This window comes from Streptomyces ferrugineus (genome assembly GCF_015160855.1).
GTDB lineage: Bacteria > Actinomycetota > Actinomycetes > Streptomycetales > Streptomycetaceae > Streptomyces > Streptomyces ferrugineus.
Map to the genome: position 1 here is coordinate 9,840,611 of NZ_CP063373.1, position 16,268 is coordinate 9,856,878.

At 69.9% G+C, this 16,268-nt stretch carries 8 protein-coding genes and 2 pseudogenes; 6 read left to right on the plus strand and 4 right to left on the minus strand.

Annotated elements, in window-relative coordinates; all coding sequences use genetic code 11:
* Nucleotides 1–854 precede the first annotated feature (854 nt).
* From IM697_RS43890 to IM697_RS43900, 3 genes are all read right to left on the minus strand, one after another.
* The gene (locus IM697_RS43890) at nucleotides 855–1,442 is read right to left on the minus strand and encodes a TetR/AcrR family transcriptional regulator (RefSeq protein ID WP_194043238.1); all 588 of its coding nucleotides are present in this window, start codon (nucleotides 1,440–1,442) and stop codon (nucleotides 855–857) included.
* Nucleotides 1,403–1,837, minus strand: a complete 435-nt coding sequence (locus tag IM697_RS45335; RefSeq protein ID WP_228044424.1) for a hypothetical protein — start codon at nucleotides 1,835–1,837, stop codon at nucleotides 1,403–1,405. Before IM697_RS45335 ends, IM697_RS43890 begins: the two co-directional genes overlap by 40 nt.
* A 560-nt stretch (nucleotides 1,838–2,397) precedes the next feature.
* Nucleotides 2,398–4,848: an ATP-binding protein gene (locus tag IM697_RS43900; protein ID WP_322734544.1), complete on the minus strand. Its 2,451-nt coding sequence runs from the start codon at nucleotides 4,846–4,848 to the stop codon at nucleotides 2,398–2,400.
* Between the two features lie 2,002 nt (nucleotides 4,849–6,850).
* On the opposite strand from IM697_RS43900, the gene IM697_RS43905 reads away from it, so the two are divergent.
* From IM697_RS43905 to IM697_RS43925, 5 genes are all read left to right on the plus strand, one after another.
* The gene (locus IM697_RS43905) at nucleotides 6,851–10,072 is read left to right on the plus strand and encodes a bifunctional cytochrome P450/NADPH--P450 reductase (RefSeq protein WP_194043246.1); all 3,222 of its coding nucleotides are present in this window, start codon (nucleotides 6,851–6,853) and stop codon (nucleotides 10,070–10,072) included.
* 67 nt (nucleotides 10,073–10,139) lie between these two features.
* A complete protein-coding gene (locus IM697_RS43910) occupies nucleotides 10,140–11,546 on the plus strand; it encodes a flavin monoamine oxidase family protein (RefSeq protein WP_194043249.1) in 1,407 nt (468 codons plus the stop codon).
* A 36-nt stretch (nucleotides 11,547–11,582) separates the two neighbouring features.
* On the plus strand, nucleotides 11,583–12,071 hold the full coding sequence (locus IM697_RS43915; protein WP_194043251.1) for an SRPBCC family protein: 489 nt from the start codon (nucleotides 11,583–11,585) through the stop codon (nucleotides 12,069–12,071).
* A gap of 71 nt (nucleotides 12,072–12,142) precedes the next feature.
* The gene (locus IM697_RS43920; protein WP_194043252.1) at nucleotides 12,143–13,207 is read left to right on the plus strand and encodes a zinc-binding dehydrogenase; all 1,065 of its coding nucleotides are present in this window, start codon (nucleotides 12,143–12,145) and stop codon (nucleotides 13,205–13,207) included.
* A gap of 589 nt (nucleotides 13,208–13,796) precedes the next feature.
* Nucleotides 13,797–14,927 carry an SGNH/GDSL hydrolase family protein gene (locus IM697_RS43925; protein ID WP_194050141.1) on the plus strand — a complete coding sequence of 377 codons (1,131 nt, stop codon included), beginning with the start codon at nucleotides 13,797–13,799 and terminating at the stop codon, nucleotides 14,925–14,927.
* Between the two features lie 174 nt (nucleotides 14,928–15,101).
* Here IM697_RS43925 and IM697_RS45640 read toward each other — a convergent pair.
* Nucleotides 15,102–15,188, minus strand: a pseudogene (locus tag IM697_RS45640) (winged helix-turn-helix transcriptional regulator); the annotation flags it as partial.
* Nucleotides 15,189–15,325: 137 nt separating this feature from the next.
* Between IM697_RS45640 and IM697_RS43935 the strand changes: the two are divergent.
* Nucleotides 15,326–15,873 (plus strand): annotated as a pseudogene (locus IM697_RS43935) (response regulator).
* The last annotated feature ends 395 nt before the right edge of the window (nucleotides 15,874–16,268 follow it).

The following is a 16,268-nucleotide window of genomic DNA, read 5'->3' on the forward strand; positions in this document are numbered from 1 at the left end:
CATTTTGAGGGCGGCGTGCCCTCTGCGTGCCCTCCAGTTGGCAAGATGCGTCCGCAGCGCTGCCCTATAGCATCGGGTCCCCATCAGCGCTCAGTGAGCGCCATGGGCCTTGTCGACAGGCGGGAGTTTGGTGGGTGATTCCGGGCGAGGCCGCGGCGTCCGGAACCACCAGGTCAGGGCAGTCGCCGTTGAGGCATGGCGACTGAGTGGAGTTCATGGAGTCCGGACTGGCGCAGGCTGGACTGCCTTGCTGACTGCGGGGAGTTGGTTGAACGAGCCCGGCACTCATGGGTCGAGATAGGCGGCACACGTTCGGGTAGCTGGCTGATCGGGACACGAGTCGACGTGGGCCGCACATTCGCGGACCCCCTGCCTCCGCCGGACGACGAGCAGCTGTACATGCTGGGCGCGGCGCACAGGTCCTGCCTCGCAACCGGGCTTCTCCGCGCGAGCAGAGCCCCACTGGCTGACGACCTAACCGTGATGAACATCGAACCAATCATCGGCGACGGCGCGCACGAGAATTGGTTGCCGGCTCCGCCTGGCCGCTGCCCCTTCTGCTTGGCCCCACAGGGGCAGCCCACGGACGAGGACATCTGCCCCAAGTGGCTCGTGCGCGAGATGAAGCGACACGGCTTCCGAAGCACGGACCCGAAACGGCGATTGAAACCTGAACAGGTCCTTCTTGAGCAGCCGATGGGGGCATGGTCGGGTTATCCGGTCCGGGTCACGGCAGGATCCCTGCGTCAGGCCGTCGCGACCGCGGCCCCCCTCTCCTCCACCAGCCGCAGCGCCGGCCGTGAAGCCCCGCTGGGGACCGGAGCCGTGATGCGGCGTCGTGATCGGGGGCGACCTCAGGCCATGGCCAGGACGGCTGAGATCAAGGCCCGCAGGCAGACGCGCTCGGCTTCCTCGTCCGGCAGGGAGAGGTGCTGCATCGTCAGTCCGTCGAAGCCGGCCAGGAAGAACCTCGCGATCGTCTCGGCGGGCTGGCCGAGCGGGTGACCGGTGCGTTCGGCGGCCTGGTCGACCAGTTTCGTCGTCACTGCCAGGACCTCGCTGTAGTGGCTCTGAAGAGCCTCCTTCAGGTGTGGCGTACGCAGGGCGAACATGCTCAGCTCGGTGAGCAGCTGGTGCGAGGCGGGCTGTTCGAGCACGGTACGCCAGAGTGCTTCGGCGAGCGTGACGATGGTTTCCTCGAAGCTCGCGTCCGTCGGCGCGGCCTGTGTCACCTGGTCGATCAGGTCGTGCGTGAGCTGTTCCATGACGGCCCGGTACAGCTCCTCCTTCGTGCCGAAGGTGTAGTGCACGGTCGCCTGTGCCACGCCGAGCTCGGTGGCAATGGCGCGGGTACTGCCGGCGGCGACGCCCTCCCTGGCCATGAGGGAGATGGCCGCCTTGATCAGTTGGGGGCGGCGCTCCGCCGCGGACACATGAGCCATGACACGATCCTATCCGACTCAGTCTGTCGAACAGGTCGATCGACAAGGCCAGAGACCAGAAACCGCCGCCTGTCAGAGGGCGACCTCGATGCCCCGGAACGGAGCAGGACGTCCAGGGTGATCACGAGGTGCACCCACCGGCTTTGGACCGAGCGGAACTCGAAGGTGTTGGTGACGTCCTGGAGCGGGGCGAACCCGGTGCCGGTGTCGACGCGGCGCTTGAAGGGCTCGATCTCCCTGACCGTCCAGACCGAGTCGGTCTTGAGGGGACCGAGGGTGCGGTTGCGCTCGGAGTAGGTCTTGCCGACGGTGGCGACGCCGTGGTGGTCGGTGACCTCGATGGCTCCGGCGACCCACTCGGCGTACCGGTCGGTGCGGGAGATGACGTCCCACACCCGCCCGAGGGGGCGCCGATGACGGCCTGTTCGGATCGTGGTCCTTGCCGCGCTCATCACGTGCGCCGGCGTCTGCGGCGGCAAGCTCGACGACCGCTTCACCGTGCCGGGCACCGAGTCCCAGCCGCGCTGGGCACGTTTCGGCAGGACACTGCCCGCAGCCCAGCCCCCCGGAGCGGGCGCCCAGCTCGTCTTCACGGCCCCTGAGGGGCACCGCGTCACGGACGCCCCGTACCTCGCGGACACGCCGGATCCGAGGCGGTGGTCGCGAAGGCGCCCCAGATCAAAGCCGTCGTAGGCCCAGGCCTTTCCGTGGCTGTCCCGGCGGACCGGAGCACGGCGATCGTGCAGGTGCAGTACTCGGTGCAGCGGGCCGAGGTACGCCCCTCGTCCCTGGACGTGATCGAACGGGCGGCCGAGGCGGCCGAGAAGAGCGGGCTCAGGACCTCAGTCGGCGGCAGTGCAACGGCAGCAACGGCGCGCCCCCAGGCCCGTCATCCAGCCTCTGCCCAAGTGGTGGGTGATCGAGCGGACCACGCCGGCGAGCCGGCCGCGCTCCGCTACGGGATCGTGCCGGACGGGTGGTTATGCGCCACCCACCAGGCAGCGACCCGGGCGCGGGAGCGGAATCCGAGCTTGGCCAGGATGTGCTCGATATGGCGGTCCACCGTGCGCGGTGACAGGCCGAGCGCCGAGGCGATCTGCCGGTTGCTCATGCCCTCGGCCACCAGCGCGGCCACCTCCTTTTCCCGGGGTGTCAGGGGGCATGAGTGGGCAGCTGAGGCACTGCGCCCGGCGTCGGCCGACGCCGCCAGGGCCCATTCGACGGCACAGGCCGGACTGTCGTACTGACCGCCTTCCGTGATGGCCTTCTCGAACGCCGTCGGGCCGAGGGCCTCCACGGTTTCCTTCTCGAAGTGGGCCTGGAACTCGGACATATGAGGGCCGAACGCGCCAATGGATGTGCCGATGACCCGCCACAGAGAACGGGTCGCGCCCTGCAGACGGGCCGCCATCCGGTGGTCGCCGCATGAACCGGTGATCCAGGCAAGGAGGCCCACCAGCATCGCGCTTCCTATGGGGTCGTTGAATCTCTGCTGAATCTCCAGCCCGGCCCGCGTCGACCGGACGGCGGCGTCGTTGTCGCCTCGTAGCCAGGCGTCGAAGCCCAGTGCCCACAGTGCGTAGGCGCGGCACAGCCACTCCCCGTGTGCCTCCGCCACAGCCACCGCCTGCGTACCGGTCTGCGCGGCGCCCGGGTCCCGGAGCTGCGCTTTGGCGACGGCCAGCAGAAAGAGCCAGAACACCGTCGCGCGTGTTTCGTTCAGCGCGTCCAGCCGGTCCACGGCCTGCTCACACATGGCCACGGCTGCCTCCGGACTCCCCCGGAACAGTGCCGACATGCCGCGGAATCCCATGACCAGCGCCCGCGTCCGCTGATCGTCCAACTGATCACTCAGCGTCCCGGCCTCGTCGAGCCACTGGTCGGCCACTTCCAGATCGCCTTGCAGGAGCGCCACCCAGGCAGCCGCCACCAGGGCGGTTGCCCGCGTCCGGGTGGGTTCGGGCGAGGTTGCGAGCAGTCGGCCGAGCCAGCGGCGTCCGTCACCGAGGGCACCGCCGGCGCACCAGTGGATGCTCAGGGCCTCGGCCAGTGCCAGCGCCGTCCGGGCGTCACCGGGGTCTGACGCCGCGGTCTGTGTCCGGTCCGGATCCTGGGCCGAGGCCCGTGCGTCGGCTCGTGCGTCTGACCGTGCATCGCCGCGCTTCAACGCTGCCAGGAAGTTGTCGTGTTCGGTGCGGAGGCGTGCCAGTGCCGCTTCCTGTCCGGGACCGTACCAGCCGTCGGCGGTGCGCTTCGCGAGGGCGAGGAAGTACGCACAGTGCCGCCGCCGCAGGACGGGCTCTTCTCCTGACTCCGTGAGCCTGCGCATCCCGTACTCACGAATGGTCTCCAGCATCCGGTAGCGGACCACATCCCCGTGCTCGACGGCCAGGACAACCGACTGGGCGATCAAAGCGTCGAGGAGGTCCAGCACGTCAGGACGGGCGATCCCCTCACCCGGACAGACATTCTCGGCTGCCTCCAGGCTGAAGCCACCCACGAACACCGAGAGCCTGTTCCACAGGATGCGCTGGGCAGGAGAGCACAACTCGTAGCTCCACTCGATCAGTGCGCGCAGGGTGCGATGCCGAGGGCGGGCGGTTCGGTTGCCGCTCGTGAGCAGTGCGAAGCGGTCTTCCAGACGGTCCGTCAACTGTCCGATGGTGAGGGTCCGCAGCCGTGAAGCGGCCAACTCGATGGCCAGCGGCAACCCGTCCAGCGCGGCACACAGACGAGCTGCCCCGTCTCGATTCGTGTCACGGAGCCGGAATTCCGGCTGGACGGCGGCTGCCCGGGCCGCCAGCAGGTCCATTGCCTCGTTCAGGGACAGAGCGGGTACATCGAACACGTACTCACCGACGATGCGCAGCGTCCGGCGGCTCGTTGCGAGGATACGCAGCTGCGGAGCGGCTGACAGAAGCATCTGAGCCAGTTCCGCACTGGCGTCCACGACGTGTTCGCAGTTGTCCAGCACGATCAGGGCATGGCGCCGGGAGAGATGAGCGGCGAGTTTCTCGACCACGGGTCTGGAGCCGACGTCCCGCACGCCCAGAGCTGCCGCCGCCGCGCCGACCACGGCCTTCGGATCCAGTACGGGGGCCAGGTCCACCAGCCACACCCCGTCCGGAAAGGTGTCGCCGGCCACGGCAGCGGCCTCCAACGCCAGCCTGGTCTTACCGATACCGCCCGGCCCGGTGAGCGTCAGGAGCCTCGCGGCTCCGAGGAGACGACGGATCTCGGAGATATCGCGCCGTCGGCCGATGAAAGTGGTCAGCGCCGCTGGCAGGTTCCCCGCCCCTGAGGCCACAACGGTCACCGGTGTCCCGCCCTCTGCTGTCTTTCCCGCCGTCGGAAAACGCCACTGCGCGGAGGCCGACAGCCATGGCCGCACCACCGACTGTGCCACCAGTGGCACCACGTACAGCCAGTGGCCTGTCCCGGAAGGCTGTGGAAGCCGTCCGTGGCCAGGACGCCGACGTCCCGAGCCGACACCTTATGCCCGCGGTCCCGGTCACGGAACGGATCCGCAGTGGTGACCAGGAACGCAGGGCCGGTGGGCCGCCCGAGCACTGTCGGCATCGCGGCCGGCACGGTGGACGGGCGCATCGTGAGCGTCCTGGCCGGGTACGCATTCAGCTCCTGGGCCCGAGCCGGGACTCGGAAAGGTCCTGCATCCCGAGGGTCCCGCGGCCCCCCCTGTAGAACTACCCATAGTCAAGAACAGGCCAGGCGTAGATGCTTCTCTGCATGAAGCGCACGCCGTCGGCACCGGTTGCGCGCCCATGGCCATGGCGCGTGCCGTGGACGCCCCACCGGAGGGGCCTTGCCCCCGCTGGGCCCGTCACCACGGGCATCGCGCGGCGGGACACCCAGCAGGACCAGGGGCAGGGCCCCGGTGGAACCGCCGCCCGAGTTCTCGGGGGGATTGCCGGACTTCCCACTGCGGGCACACTCGCGAGCCCCGCCCCACAGCCCGGCCCGAGCACGGGCCGCGCCGACGCCACCGGCCCTGAACATCGGCGACACCCACAGGCGACTGCTCTTACCGCGCGGTCCGTCGGCGTCAGCATCTCCGGCTGACGCCACCGGCATCGCCACCCTCCCCCCTCCGTGCACCGCAGCAGGGCCGGCCACCGTTCCCACCGGAGACCCTGCGAGACCCCCCTTGTAAGGAACCGTCAGCAGTATGATCCCGCCCCCCACTGGCCTCAGAATCCGCTACTGCACCAGTGGCGTGGCCCGCCGTCGGCCGGGCACCGTTGCCTCCCTCGTCGACCTGGGTTCCGGCGGTGTGACCCGCTGCCCGCACCTCGGGCACCTCACTCCGCCCGCCGGCGACCTGCCCCGGAGAGGCGACGCCCGCGTCCAGGGCCTCGCGTGGTCCGAGAACGCCGTGACGATCGAGACCGAGACAGGATCGCCCTGTCTCCTAGGCCCCGGGGCAAGCGTTTTCCGACGCGGTCCCGGACCGCTCTCCCGCGCCGGGCGAGGTGTCTCGCCGGTCGGTCCTCGGGGCACTCACCGGCCGGCGGGGCGGCAGCCCTTCTCCGAGAGGAGCGCCGCAACCGGACGCGTGGCAGCGGCTCGTGCACGCGTCGAGACGGTTCTGACGCCCGCCGAACACTGCCAGGTTCCACAGGCCGGCGCGCGGGAGATGTTCGGGGTCGCCCTGAAGTCCTCCACCGCGCACCGCGCGAGGGGATCAGCAGCGACGCCCCTGCCCGGGCCGAGGCGTCCGAAGGAGGGGTCCACCGGCTCCTGTCTCCCGGGCTTCGGGCTCGTCCAGGCCGTGCGGAAGCGCGTCGCCCACGAGCTCTCTCCCCGACCGTGTCACCCGGCCCGGCGACCGCACAGACCGCGAATCGGCGTGTGCGTCGGCCACTCCGGTGTTCAAGCGGATCAGCGGTGGACGGGAGGCGTCGGCGGACGTCTGGTCCGCGGTCTCTGGCTCTCCCCACGTCACGGCTTCTGGCTCTCCCCACGTCACGGCCGGACTCACTGCCGGCACGCGGCGGGCGTCGGTGCACGTCCGCCACCGGACTGCCCAGCGTTCAGGCTTCGCTGACGGAATGCGACCGAACATGCCGGTCCCACCCCGCGCCGGCACGCGCACACCACGCACACCACGCACACCACGCACACCACGCACACCACGCACACCACCGACGGATACGTGGGGATGTACGACGCGGGCTGCCCGTCCTCCCCAGTCAAGTCCCCTCTTCAGGACGTCGGGCACGTTGTCACGTTCCCTTTCGGTCCCTGGCCCTTCGCCTCACCCACCGGTCCACACACAGTTCCTTCACGCGACTATGTCCAACAACCCAGTCAATCGACATTGTCACCCGACAATGTCTGCCTGTAGATTGAAAGCCATCGCTTGCCAGCCGTGATCGAAAGGCACGCCCATGTCCCATGCGCCTCTCTCCGAAACCGAGCCGATCCCCGAGCGCCCGGCTCTTCCCCTGATCGGGCATGCGCTCGACGTCCCCGGCGGGGCCGAAGGGCTCGCCTATGTCATGAAGGAGGCCAAGGAGCTGGGGCCGCTGTTCAAGCTCCGGATCTTCGGCACCGAGATCAACTTCGTCTCCGGCCTGGATCTCGTCTCCGAACTGGCGGACGAGAGCCGGTTCCGTAAGAACGTCCACCCCGATCTCGTGATCCTGCGGGAGATCGGCGGGGACGGTCTGTTCACCGCCTACGGCGACGAGCCCAACTGGCGCAAGGCGCACGACGTCCTGATGCCGGCGTTCTCCCTGGGCGCGATGCGGGGCTACCACGCGACGATGCTCAAGGTCGCCCGGGAGCTGATCGCCAAGTGGGACCGGGCGGCCGGGGAGCTTCCGGTGGACGTGGCCGCCGACATGACCCGGCTGACCTTCGACACGATCGGACTGTGCGGCTTCGGCTACGACTTCGAATCCTTCCGCCGCGATCAGCCGCATCCCTTCATCACGGCGCTTGCGAGGGCACTGGACTTCGCTCAGGCCAAGGGCGAGTCCATCCCCGGATCCGAGTTGTTCCAGTGGAAGAAGGCGGAGCAGTTCCGCAACGACGTCACCCTGATGAAGGACCTGGTCGACGATGTGATCCGGCGGCGCAGGGCGGACGGCGACCAGAGCACCGACGACCTGCTGGGCCGGATGCTGCACACCCGCGACCAGGTCACCGGTGAGCCCCTGGACGACGTCAACATCCGCTACCAGGCGATCACGTTCCTCATCGCCGGCCATGAGACCACCAGTGGCCTGCTGTCGTTCGCGCTGTACTACCTGACCAAGCACCCCGAGGTACTGGCCCGCGCCCAGGCGGAAGTGGACGCCCTGTGGGGCGATGCGGCCGACCCCGACCCGCAGTACGCGGACATCGGCAAGCTCACCTACGTCCGCCAGATCCTCAGCGAGAGCCTGCGGCTGTGGCCCACGGCGCCGGCGTACGCGGTCGAGCCCCTGGCCGACACGGTCATCGGCGGCAAGTACGCCGTGCGCCAGGGCGAGTCGCTGATGGTGCTGGTCCCTCAGCTGCACCGGGATCCCGCCTGGGGGGACAACGTCGAGCTGTTCGACCCGGAGCGGTTCTCGGCCGAGCGGGAGGCCGCACGCCCGGTCCACCTGTTCAAGCCGTTCGGCAACGGCGAACGGGCCTGCATCGGCCGCCAGTTCGCGCTGCACGAGGCGACGCTCGTCCTCGCCCTGCTGGTGCACCGGTTCCGCCTGATCGACCACACCGACTACCAGCTCAAGATCAAGCAGTCCCTCACCCTCAAGCCCGACAACTTCACCCTGAACCTGGCCCGACGCGACAGCGGCGAGCGCCGCCTGCCCACCGCCGCCATCAGCACACCCGCTGAGCAAGCGCGGCCCGCCGCCCGCCGTGCGGCCGGTACGACATTGACCGTGCTGCACGGTTCCAATCTCGGGACCTGCTCCGGCATAGCCGCCGACCTCGCCGTGGACGGCGACGAGCACGGCTTCGCCAGTGCCATCGCCTCCCTCGACGACGCCGTGGGCGAACTCACCGGCACCGGCGGCCCGGTGGTGATCGTCGCCGCCTCCTACAACGGCAGGCCCACCGACGACGCCGCCCGGTTCGTGTCATGGCTGGACGAGTTGGAGCCCGGCTCGCTCGACGGCGTCGAGTACGCGGTGCTCGGCGTCGGCGACCGCAACTGGGCCGCCACCTACCAGCGCATCCCGACGCTCATCGACGAGCGGCTCGCCGCCGCCGGTGCGACGCCCCTGCTGGAGCGTGGCGCCGCCGACGCCGCGGGGGACTTCGCCGGCACCGTCGACCGGTGGACCGGCGACCTGTGGAACACCCTGCTGGAGAGGTACGGAAGCCCGGTGCAGCCCGGCGCCGAACCGACCGGACACAGCGGCGAAGCCGACGCCGACCAGGGGCTGTACGAGCTTCAGGACGCCACTCAGTCGGTCACCGGACCGCTCGCGGCACGGCACGGCGTACAGCCCATGGAGGTGCTGGACGCCTACGAACTGGTCGACATGGACCACCCGCTCGGCCGCTCCAAGCGCTTCATCCGGCTGCGGTTGCCCGACGGCGTCACCTACCGCACCGGCGACCACCTCGCGGTGCTCCCGCGCAACCCGGCCGCCCTCGTGCAGCGGGTCGCCGACCGCTTCGGCCTTGACCTGGACCGCACCGTACGGCTGAAGGCACGCCGCCGGAGCCGCAACGCCCTGCCCGTCGACCGTCCGCTGACTCTGCGTCAACTGCTCACGGACTTCGTGGAGCTGCAGGACGCCGCAACCCGGGAGCAGGTCGCCGTACTCGCCGAGCACACCGCCTGCCCGCCCGAGCGCCGTCCCCTGGCGGAACTCGCCGAGGCGCAGCCCGACGTCTTCCGCGAGCGGGTCACCGACGCCGGGTGCAGCCTCCTGGACCTGCTGGAGCGCTACCGCGCCTGCGAGCTGCCGTTCGAGCACTTCCTGGAACTGCTGCCCGTCCTGCGGCCACGGCACTACTCGATCTCCTCGTCCGCCGCGGCCACGCCCGGCGAGGTGGACCTGATGGTGTCGCTCCTCAAAGCCCCGCACCGCGGCGGCGAGGGCACCTTCCACGGCATCGCCTCCCACTACCTGCAGACCGTCAGCACGGGCGACACCCTCCAGGCGCGGGTGCTCCCCTGTAGCGAAGCCTTCCGTCTGCCGCAGGACCCGGCCGTCCCCGTGATCCTGATCAGCGCGGGCACCGGAGTGGCACCCTTCCGCGGCGGCGTCCTCGACCGGCTGCACGGCAAGGCGACCGGGACACTGCTGTGCTACTTCGGCTGCGACCACCCGGACGTCGACTTCCTCCACCGCGAGGAACTCCGGACGGCCGAGGACGCCGGAGCCGTCAGCCTGCGCCCCGTCTTCAGCCACGCCCCCGAGGACGGCGTCCGCTTCGTCCAGGACCGCATCGCCAAGGAAAGTGCCGAGGTCTGGTCGGTCCTGCAGGCCGGAGGACGGGTGTACGTCTGCGGCGACGGGCGCCGCATGGCCCCCGGCGTACGCGCAGCGCTCCAGGCCGTCTACCGCGAGCAGACCGGAGCCGACGCCGACGAGGCCGCCGCATGGCTGACCGCCATGACGGAGTCCGGCACGTACGTCGAGGACGTCTGGGCCGGCTGACCCCCGTCGGCACGCACTCTGCACATCACATGACCAAAGCCTTGCATCAGTGACCAAAGGAAAGATCATGACCGATACACAGAGCACTGCGGCCGCAGACCACCGCGGAAGCCGCACCACCGATGTGGTGGTGGTCGGTGCGGGGCTGGCCGGTCTGACGGCGGCGCGGGAACTCGTCGCGGCGGGCAAGTCGGTGGCCGTGCTGGAGGCCCGCGACCGGGTCGGCGGCCGACTGCTCAACCACCACCTCGGCGACGGCCAAGTGACGGAGATCGGCGGGCAGTTCGTCGGCCCCACCCAGGACCACATCCTGGCGCTGGCCAAGGAGGTCGGCGTGGCCACCTACCAGGCCGCCGTCCCCGGCGAGACCGTCTACGTCAACGACGGCAAGGCCAAGCGGTTCACGGGTCACACCCCGCCGGACCTGTTCGCCCTGCCTGACATGGGCATCGCCCTGGCCCGCATCGGCCAGGCCGCGGCCAAGGTGGACCCGGCCGCCCCATGGCAGACCCCCGACGCCCGCGAACTGGACGGCATGACCTACGAGACCTGGCTGCGCAAGGCCGAGATCACCGGCGACGCCGTCGACATGATCAACCTCTTCCTCAACTCCGCCTACGGCGGCGAAGCCCGCGACGCCTCCGCCCTGTTCAGCCTCTGGTACGTGTCCACCTTCGGCAACGAGACGCACCCCGGCACCATGGAACGCGGCACCGGCACCACCGGCGGCGCCCAGGACAGCCGTTTCGTCGGCGGCTCACAACTGGTCGCCCAGCGCCTCGCCGAGGAACTCGACGGCCGCGTCCACCTGTCGGCGCCGGTGCGGCGCATCAGCCAGGACCCCACCGGCGTCACCGTGGTCTGCGACGCCGGCGACTGGCGGGCCGAGCGGGTCATCGTCGCCGTACCGCCACTGGTGGCCTCGCGGATCGTGTGGGACCCGCTCCTGCCCGCACAGCAGGACCAGCTCTTCCAGCGGCTGCCGTTCGGCACCCTGATGAAGTGCGTGGCCGTCTACGACAAGCCGTTCTGGCGCGAGGACGGACTGTCCGGCATGGGACTGCTGCGCGGCGGCTCCCCCATCCGCGAGATGTTCGACAACACCCCGCCCGACGGCGGACCCGGCGTGCTCATGGGCTTCCTCGGTGGCAAGGAATGGCGCAAGTGGGCCCACCGCCCGGCCGCCGAACGCCGCGGAGCCGTGCTGCGCTGCTTCGCCCAGGTCGTCGGGGACCGTGCCTTCGACACCATCGACTACGTCGAGCAGGACTGGACCGCCGAGCAGTGGACCCAGGGCGGCCCCACCTCCGTCGCCGCCCCCGGCGTGCTCAGCGACTTCGGCCAGTGGATGGGCCGCCCCCACGGCCGCGTGCACTGGGCGGGCGCCGAGTTCTCCCCCTACTGGAACGGCTACATGGACGGCGCGGTCCGCTCCGGCGGGACGGCGGCCGCCGCAGTCCTCGACCGGGACTGAGCGCAAGAGGCACCCGACAAGAAAGGGAAACCACCTATGAACCGCTACGTCGTCACCGAGACCGCCATCATCGACGCCCCCCTCGGGCGGGTGTGGGACGTCATCTCCCGCACCGACCGGTACGCCGAGTGGGTCGCCGGAGCCATCGAGGTCACCGACCACCACGGCGTCGCCACCGTCGGCAAGACCTACGCCGAGCGCAACCGCACCCTCGGCCCCCTCAAGACCGACTCGGTCTGGACCGTCAGGGAGATCGAACCCCTCAAGCGCCGCGTCGACACCGGCACCGGCTTCGCCCCGCTCCAGGACGTCACCAACACCTTCGAGTTCCACCCGGTCCAAAGCCCGGACGGCCGGGACGCGACCGAGATGCTCTACCAGGTCGAGTACACCATCGGCCTCGGTCCACTGGGCCTGCTCCTCGACTCCATACAGCAGCCCGCGATGCGCGCCGGCATGCGCACTTCCATGGCCAACCTCAACACCCTGCTCCGATCGGAGGACTCGAGCACCGGTCGACGGTGACACCGGTCAGCGGTCGCCCGCCCCTCCCCTTCCCGGAGATCCATCCCCTTTCAGAAACCGAGGTTCGCATCATGTCCACCACCATGCTGGCCGGACGCCTCCACCTGGACACCCGCACCTTCGCGGTCGAAGAGGTCCCCGTTCCCGTCCCCGGTCCCGGAGAGGTGCTGATCGAGGTCAGGGCCGCCGGAGTGTGCCTGTCCGACGTCCATCTGATCGACGGCAGCCTCACCCCTGCCTTTCCTGTCGAGGCGGTCACCCGTTCGGGCGCGGTCACCCTCGGCCACGAGGTCGCGGGCGTCATCCACGCGCTGGGCCCCGACCTGTTGGGGGACTGGGCCCCCGGCATGCGCGTCGCCCTGCAGGCCGGCCAGTCGTGTGGAGCGTGCGCCGACTGCATGCGCCGCTCCCCCTGTCCACGGCCGCTCACGCGCGGCGTCGACTACGACGGCGGCTGGGCCGAGTACGCCGTCGCCCGGGAGGACACCCTCGCCCCCATCCCCGACCACCTGCCCTTCGACCAGGCCGCCATCATCCCCGACGCGGTCTCCACCCCGTATGCCGCGATCATCGAGGGCGGGGCGGTCCGGCCGGCGCAGTGCGTCGGCGTCTGGGGCGCCGGCGGTCTGGGCGCCCACGGCATCCGGCTCGCCCGCCTGGCCGGCGCCGCGCCCGTCATCGCCGTCGACCCGCTGCCCGAGGCCCGCGAACGGGCCCTCGCCTTCGGCGCCGACCTCGCACTCGACCCCACCGACCCGGGATTCGCCGAAGCGGTGGGCCGGGCCACCGGCGGCCGCGGCCTCGACGCCGCCTTCGATTTCGCGGGTTTCCCAGCGGTCCGCGAGCAGGCTGCCGCGCTCCTGGGCGCCGGCGGTGTCCTCGTCCTGGCCGGCCTCACCCCAGAACCGCTCACCATCACCGACAGCACGTCCTTCAGCTACCGCGGCAACCAGATCCGCGGTCACTACGGCTCCGGACCCGAACACGTGACCCAGCTCATCCGCCTGGCCGCCGCCGGCAGGCTCGACCTGGCGCCCTCCATCACCGATCACATTCCCCTGGCCGAGGCGGCCGACGCCGTCACCCGACTGGAGAAGAAAACCGGCAACCCGATCCGCCTCGTCCTCACCCCGTGAATCGTCGAGGAGTTCAATAAGATGTTCGGGGGCGAGCAGATCTGCCGCATGCTGTCCAACTCCGCGGGGTCGCCCGGTTCAATCTCCAGCGTCTGCATTCTGCGGCCGAAACTATTCGGCCCGTCGAACACGAGGCCAACTACTACCCCCACTGATCCCGGGGCGGTTCAGTGCGTGCAGGTGGGCAGGCTGCCGCGCGGAGAATTCACCACTCAGTCGATCACTCAGCGAATGGCTACGAACGAGTCCGGTCACCAATTCCCGGCCGGTCGATCCTTTCTGACGATTGCACGTGCCGTTGTGACCGTCCCTTTATCGAATTCCCATACCCAAGTCGGTGTCAGCCTTGCTAGATTGAGCCCGCCTCCGAGACGAAGTCGGGTAGTTCTCGCAGCTCACGGAGGCAAATTCCCCCAAGCCTTCATCAAGGCTTTCTTTGGATGCCTGAAAACCGTTGCGGCTGAGTTTCGCTGCTTCCGGCCACGCTTCATGTCACACCTTTCGGCATCCACGTCCCCAACTCACTGGAAAGCGCACGTAAGTGATGAGATCCCCTCAGCGTTTCGGTCCCCTGCTGGCCGTCTCCGCCATGACGATCGTGCTGAGCACGCCCGGACTGGCCACCGCCGACGAGGCGACCGGCGGCAAGGACACCACGTACTACATCTCGCTCGGCGACTCCCTCACCACCGGCTACCAGCCGGACGTCGACAAGGACACCGACTTCGCCTACACCGACCAGCTCTACGCGCAGCTCAAGCAGCGCACCCCCGGTCTGGAGCACATACGCCTGGGCTGCACCGCTGAGACCACCGAGTCTCTGATCAGCGGTGGAAAGTGCGACTACCCGAACGCCAAGTCCCAACTGGACGCCGCCCTGAAGGCCATGGCCCAGCACCAGGGCAAGGTCGCCTACGTCACCCTCAGCGTGGGCGCGAACGACATCCTCCTCAACTGCGTCAGCCCGGCCGGCACCCTCGACGCGGCGTGCCTGAACAGCCGGAGCGAGGCCATGGCGAAGAACCTCGCCCAGATCGCCGGCGCGCTGCGCCAGGCGGGCACGGACAACACCCAGTTCGTGGGCTCGACGTACCACAACCCGTTCCTGGCCGCCTGGCTGCAGGGCGCCGCAGGGCAGCAGGCCGCCAAGGACTCGGCACCCCTGGTCAAGGCCGCCAACACCGGGATCACCCAGGTGTTCAAGTCCACCGGCTTCAAGGTGGCGGACGTGGCCGGGGCCTTCTCCTCGGACGACTTCACCACCCAGGTGAACGTACCCGTCGCGGGCGAAGTGCCCGCGAACGTGGCCAAGATCTGCCAGCTGACCTGGGCGTGCACGAAGCAGGACCCGCACCCCAACGCCGACGGCCACAAGGTGATCGCAGGCGCCTTCGCCGCGGTGCTCGCCGACAGCACCGCGCCCGGTGGCGACGAGTCCCCGGCACCCAGCGAGCCGGTCACGCCCGGTGCGGGCGAGACCCCGACCACCGGCGAGACGGCCCCGTCCGACGCGGGGGACTCCCCGGCCCCCAGCGAGTCCGCCACGCCCGGGTCCGGCACGGACACGGGGGCGAACGACCCGACCACCAACGGCGATCTCGCCGAGACCGGCGCGTCGAGCAGCACTCCCGTCCTCGCCGGTGCCGGTCTCGCCGTCCTGGCGGCCGGCACCGCCGCGATCTACTTCGCGCGCAGGCGCCGTACGAGCGAACAGAGCTGACGAGCAGTCAATGACTGGAAAATGAGCCACAGGCCGCCCGCGGTGTCGCGGGCGGCCTGCCCGGCTCGGCCACGGACGGCCGAGACACAGACCCCGGCCAACCAGGGGGGACCCGTGGGGGATCTCCGCGTACGTGGTGCGGGTGACGATGCCGTGGGCCTCGAACTGGCGCAGCCTGCTGGTCATGGGGTGGGGGCTGATGCCGGGCAGGGAGTCGCGCAGCTCGGTGAAGCGGTGTGGGCCGCGCAGGAGTTCACGCACGATCAGGGTGGCCCACGGGCGTTTGAGCCGGGCGACACCAGGATCGCTGCCGCCGACGGCAGAATGCTCCTGTCCAGCCCGCCCGGCGGGCCCACCCTGCTGAGAGCGGAGATCCCGTGCGGTCGCGCCTCCGCATAGTGCTCGCGGAGGACGCCGTCCTCCTGCGCGAAGGTCTCGTCCACCTTCTCCAGCGCTTCGGCCACCAGGTCCTCGCCGCGGTGGGCGACGGCCCTTCCCTGCTCGCCGCTGCCCGGGAACACCGGCCGGACCTGGTCATCACCGACGTCCGTATGCCACCCGGCCAGACGGACGAGGGGTGGGGGCTGCCCGCCGACTCCAGTCCGAGCAGCCCGGACTCGCGGGCCTCGTCCTAAGGCCAGTACGTCGAGCAGACCTTCGCCGAGGAACTGCTGGACGACCGCCGCGACAGCGTCGGAACGGGCTACCTGCTCAAGGAACGCATCGGCGACGTCTAGGAGTTCGCCGACGCCGTTACCCGCGTCGCCGCCGGATCCACGGTCGTCGACCCCGATGTCGTACGCAGCTGCTCGCCCGCCGCCTCGTCGTCACCGAGGCAGCCGTCGCCAAGCACATCGCGAGCATCCTCCTGAAGCTCGAACTCCCGCCAACCGCCCCCGACGACCACCGTCGCGTCCTGGCGGTACTGGCCTATCTGCGAGCCTGAGCCCACCTGCCGGGCACGGGCCTGCAGCGCCCGCTCCCTGGCGCCAGGCGACAGATCATTCTCGACCCGGAGGTACCGGGGCATAGTCACCGACGCCGTTGAACCCGACGGGGGCCCAGCCACCCGCCAATGGAACGAGCCTCGCCCCGGCCGACAGCAGCACCACCTGATTGCGCAGGCAACGTCGCCTGTGTGGGCCTTCCTGAGGTGGCGTCCGAGCCACCTGTCCACAGGAGAGACGGGCGCTGTCGACCGGCCTGAGCCGAGGCCGTGCCCAATCCGTGCCCGTAAGAGCGGACAACCACGGTCAACAGCGGTGCGACCGAGCCTGTGCAACAGCACCCACGCGAAGAATCCGTGCAGGTCAGCAGCCCTGCAGCCGCGCAAGCGCCGTC

Coding starts and splice junctions, on each gene's coding strand:
- IM697_RS43890 (WP_194043238.1), bottom strand. CDS start 1,442: ATGGCTCATGTGTCCGCGGCGGAGCGCCGCCCCCAACTGATCAAGGCG.
- IM697_RS43905 (WP_194043246.1), top strand. CDS start 6,851: ATGTCCCATGCGCCTCTCTCCGAAACCGAGCCGATCCCCGAGCGCCCG.
- IM697_RS43910 (WP_194043249.1), top strand. CDS start 10,140: ATGACCGATACACAGAGCACTGCGGCCGCAGACCACCGCGGAAGCCGC.
- IM697_RS43915 (WP_194043251.1), top strand. CDS start 11,583: ATGAACCGCTACGTCGTCACCGAGACCGCCATCATCGACGCCCCCCTC.
- IM697_RS43920 (WP_194043252.1), top strand. CDS start 12,143: ATGTCCACCACCATGCTGGCCGGACGCCTCCACCTGGACACCCGCACC.
- IM697_RS43925 (WP_194050141.1), top strand. CDS start 13,797: ATGACGATCGTGCTGAGCACGCCCGGACTGGCCACCGCCGACGAGGCG.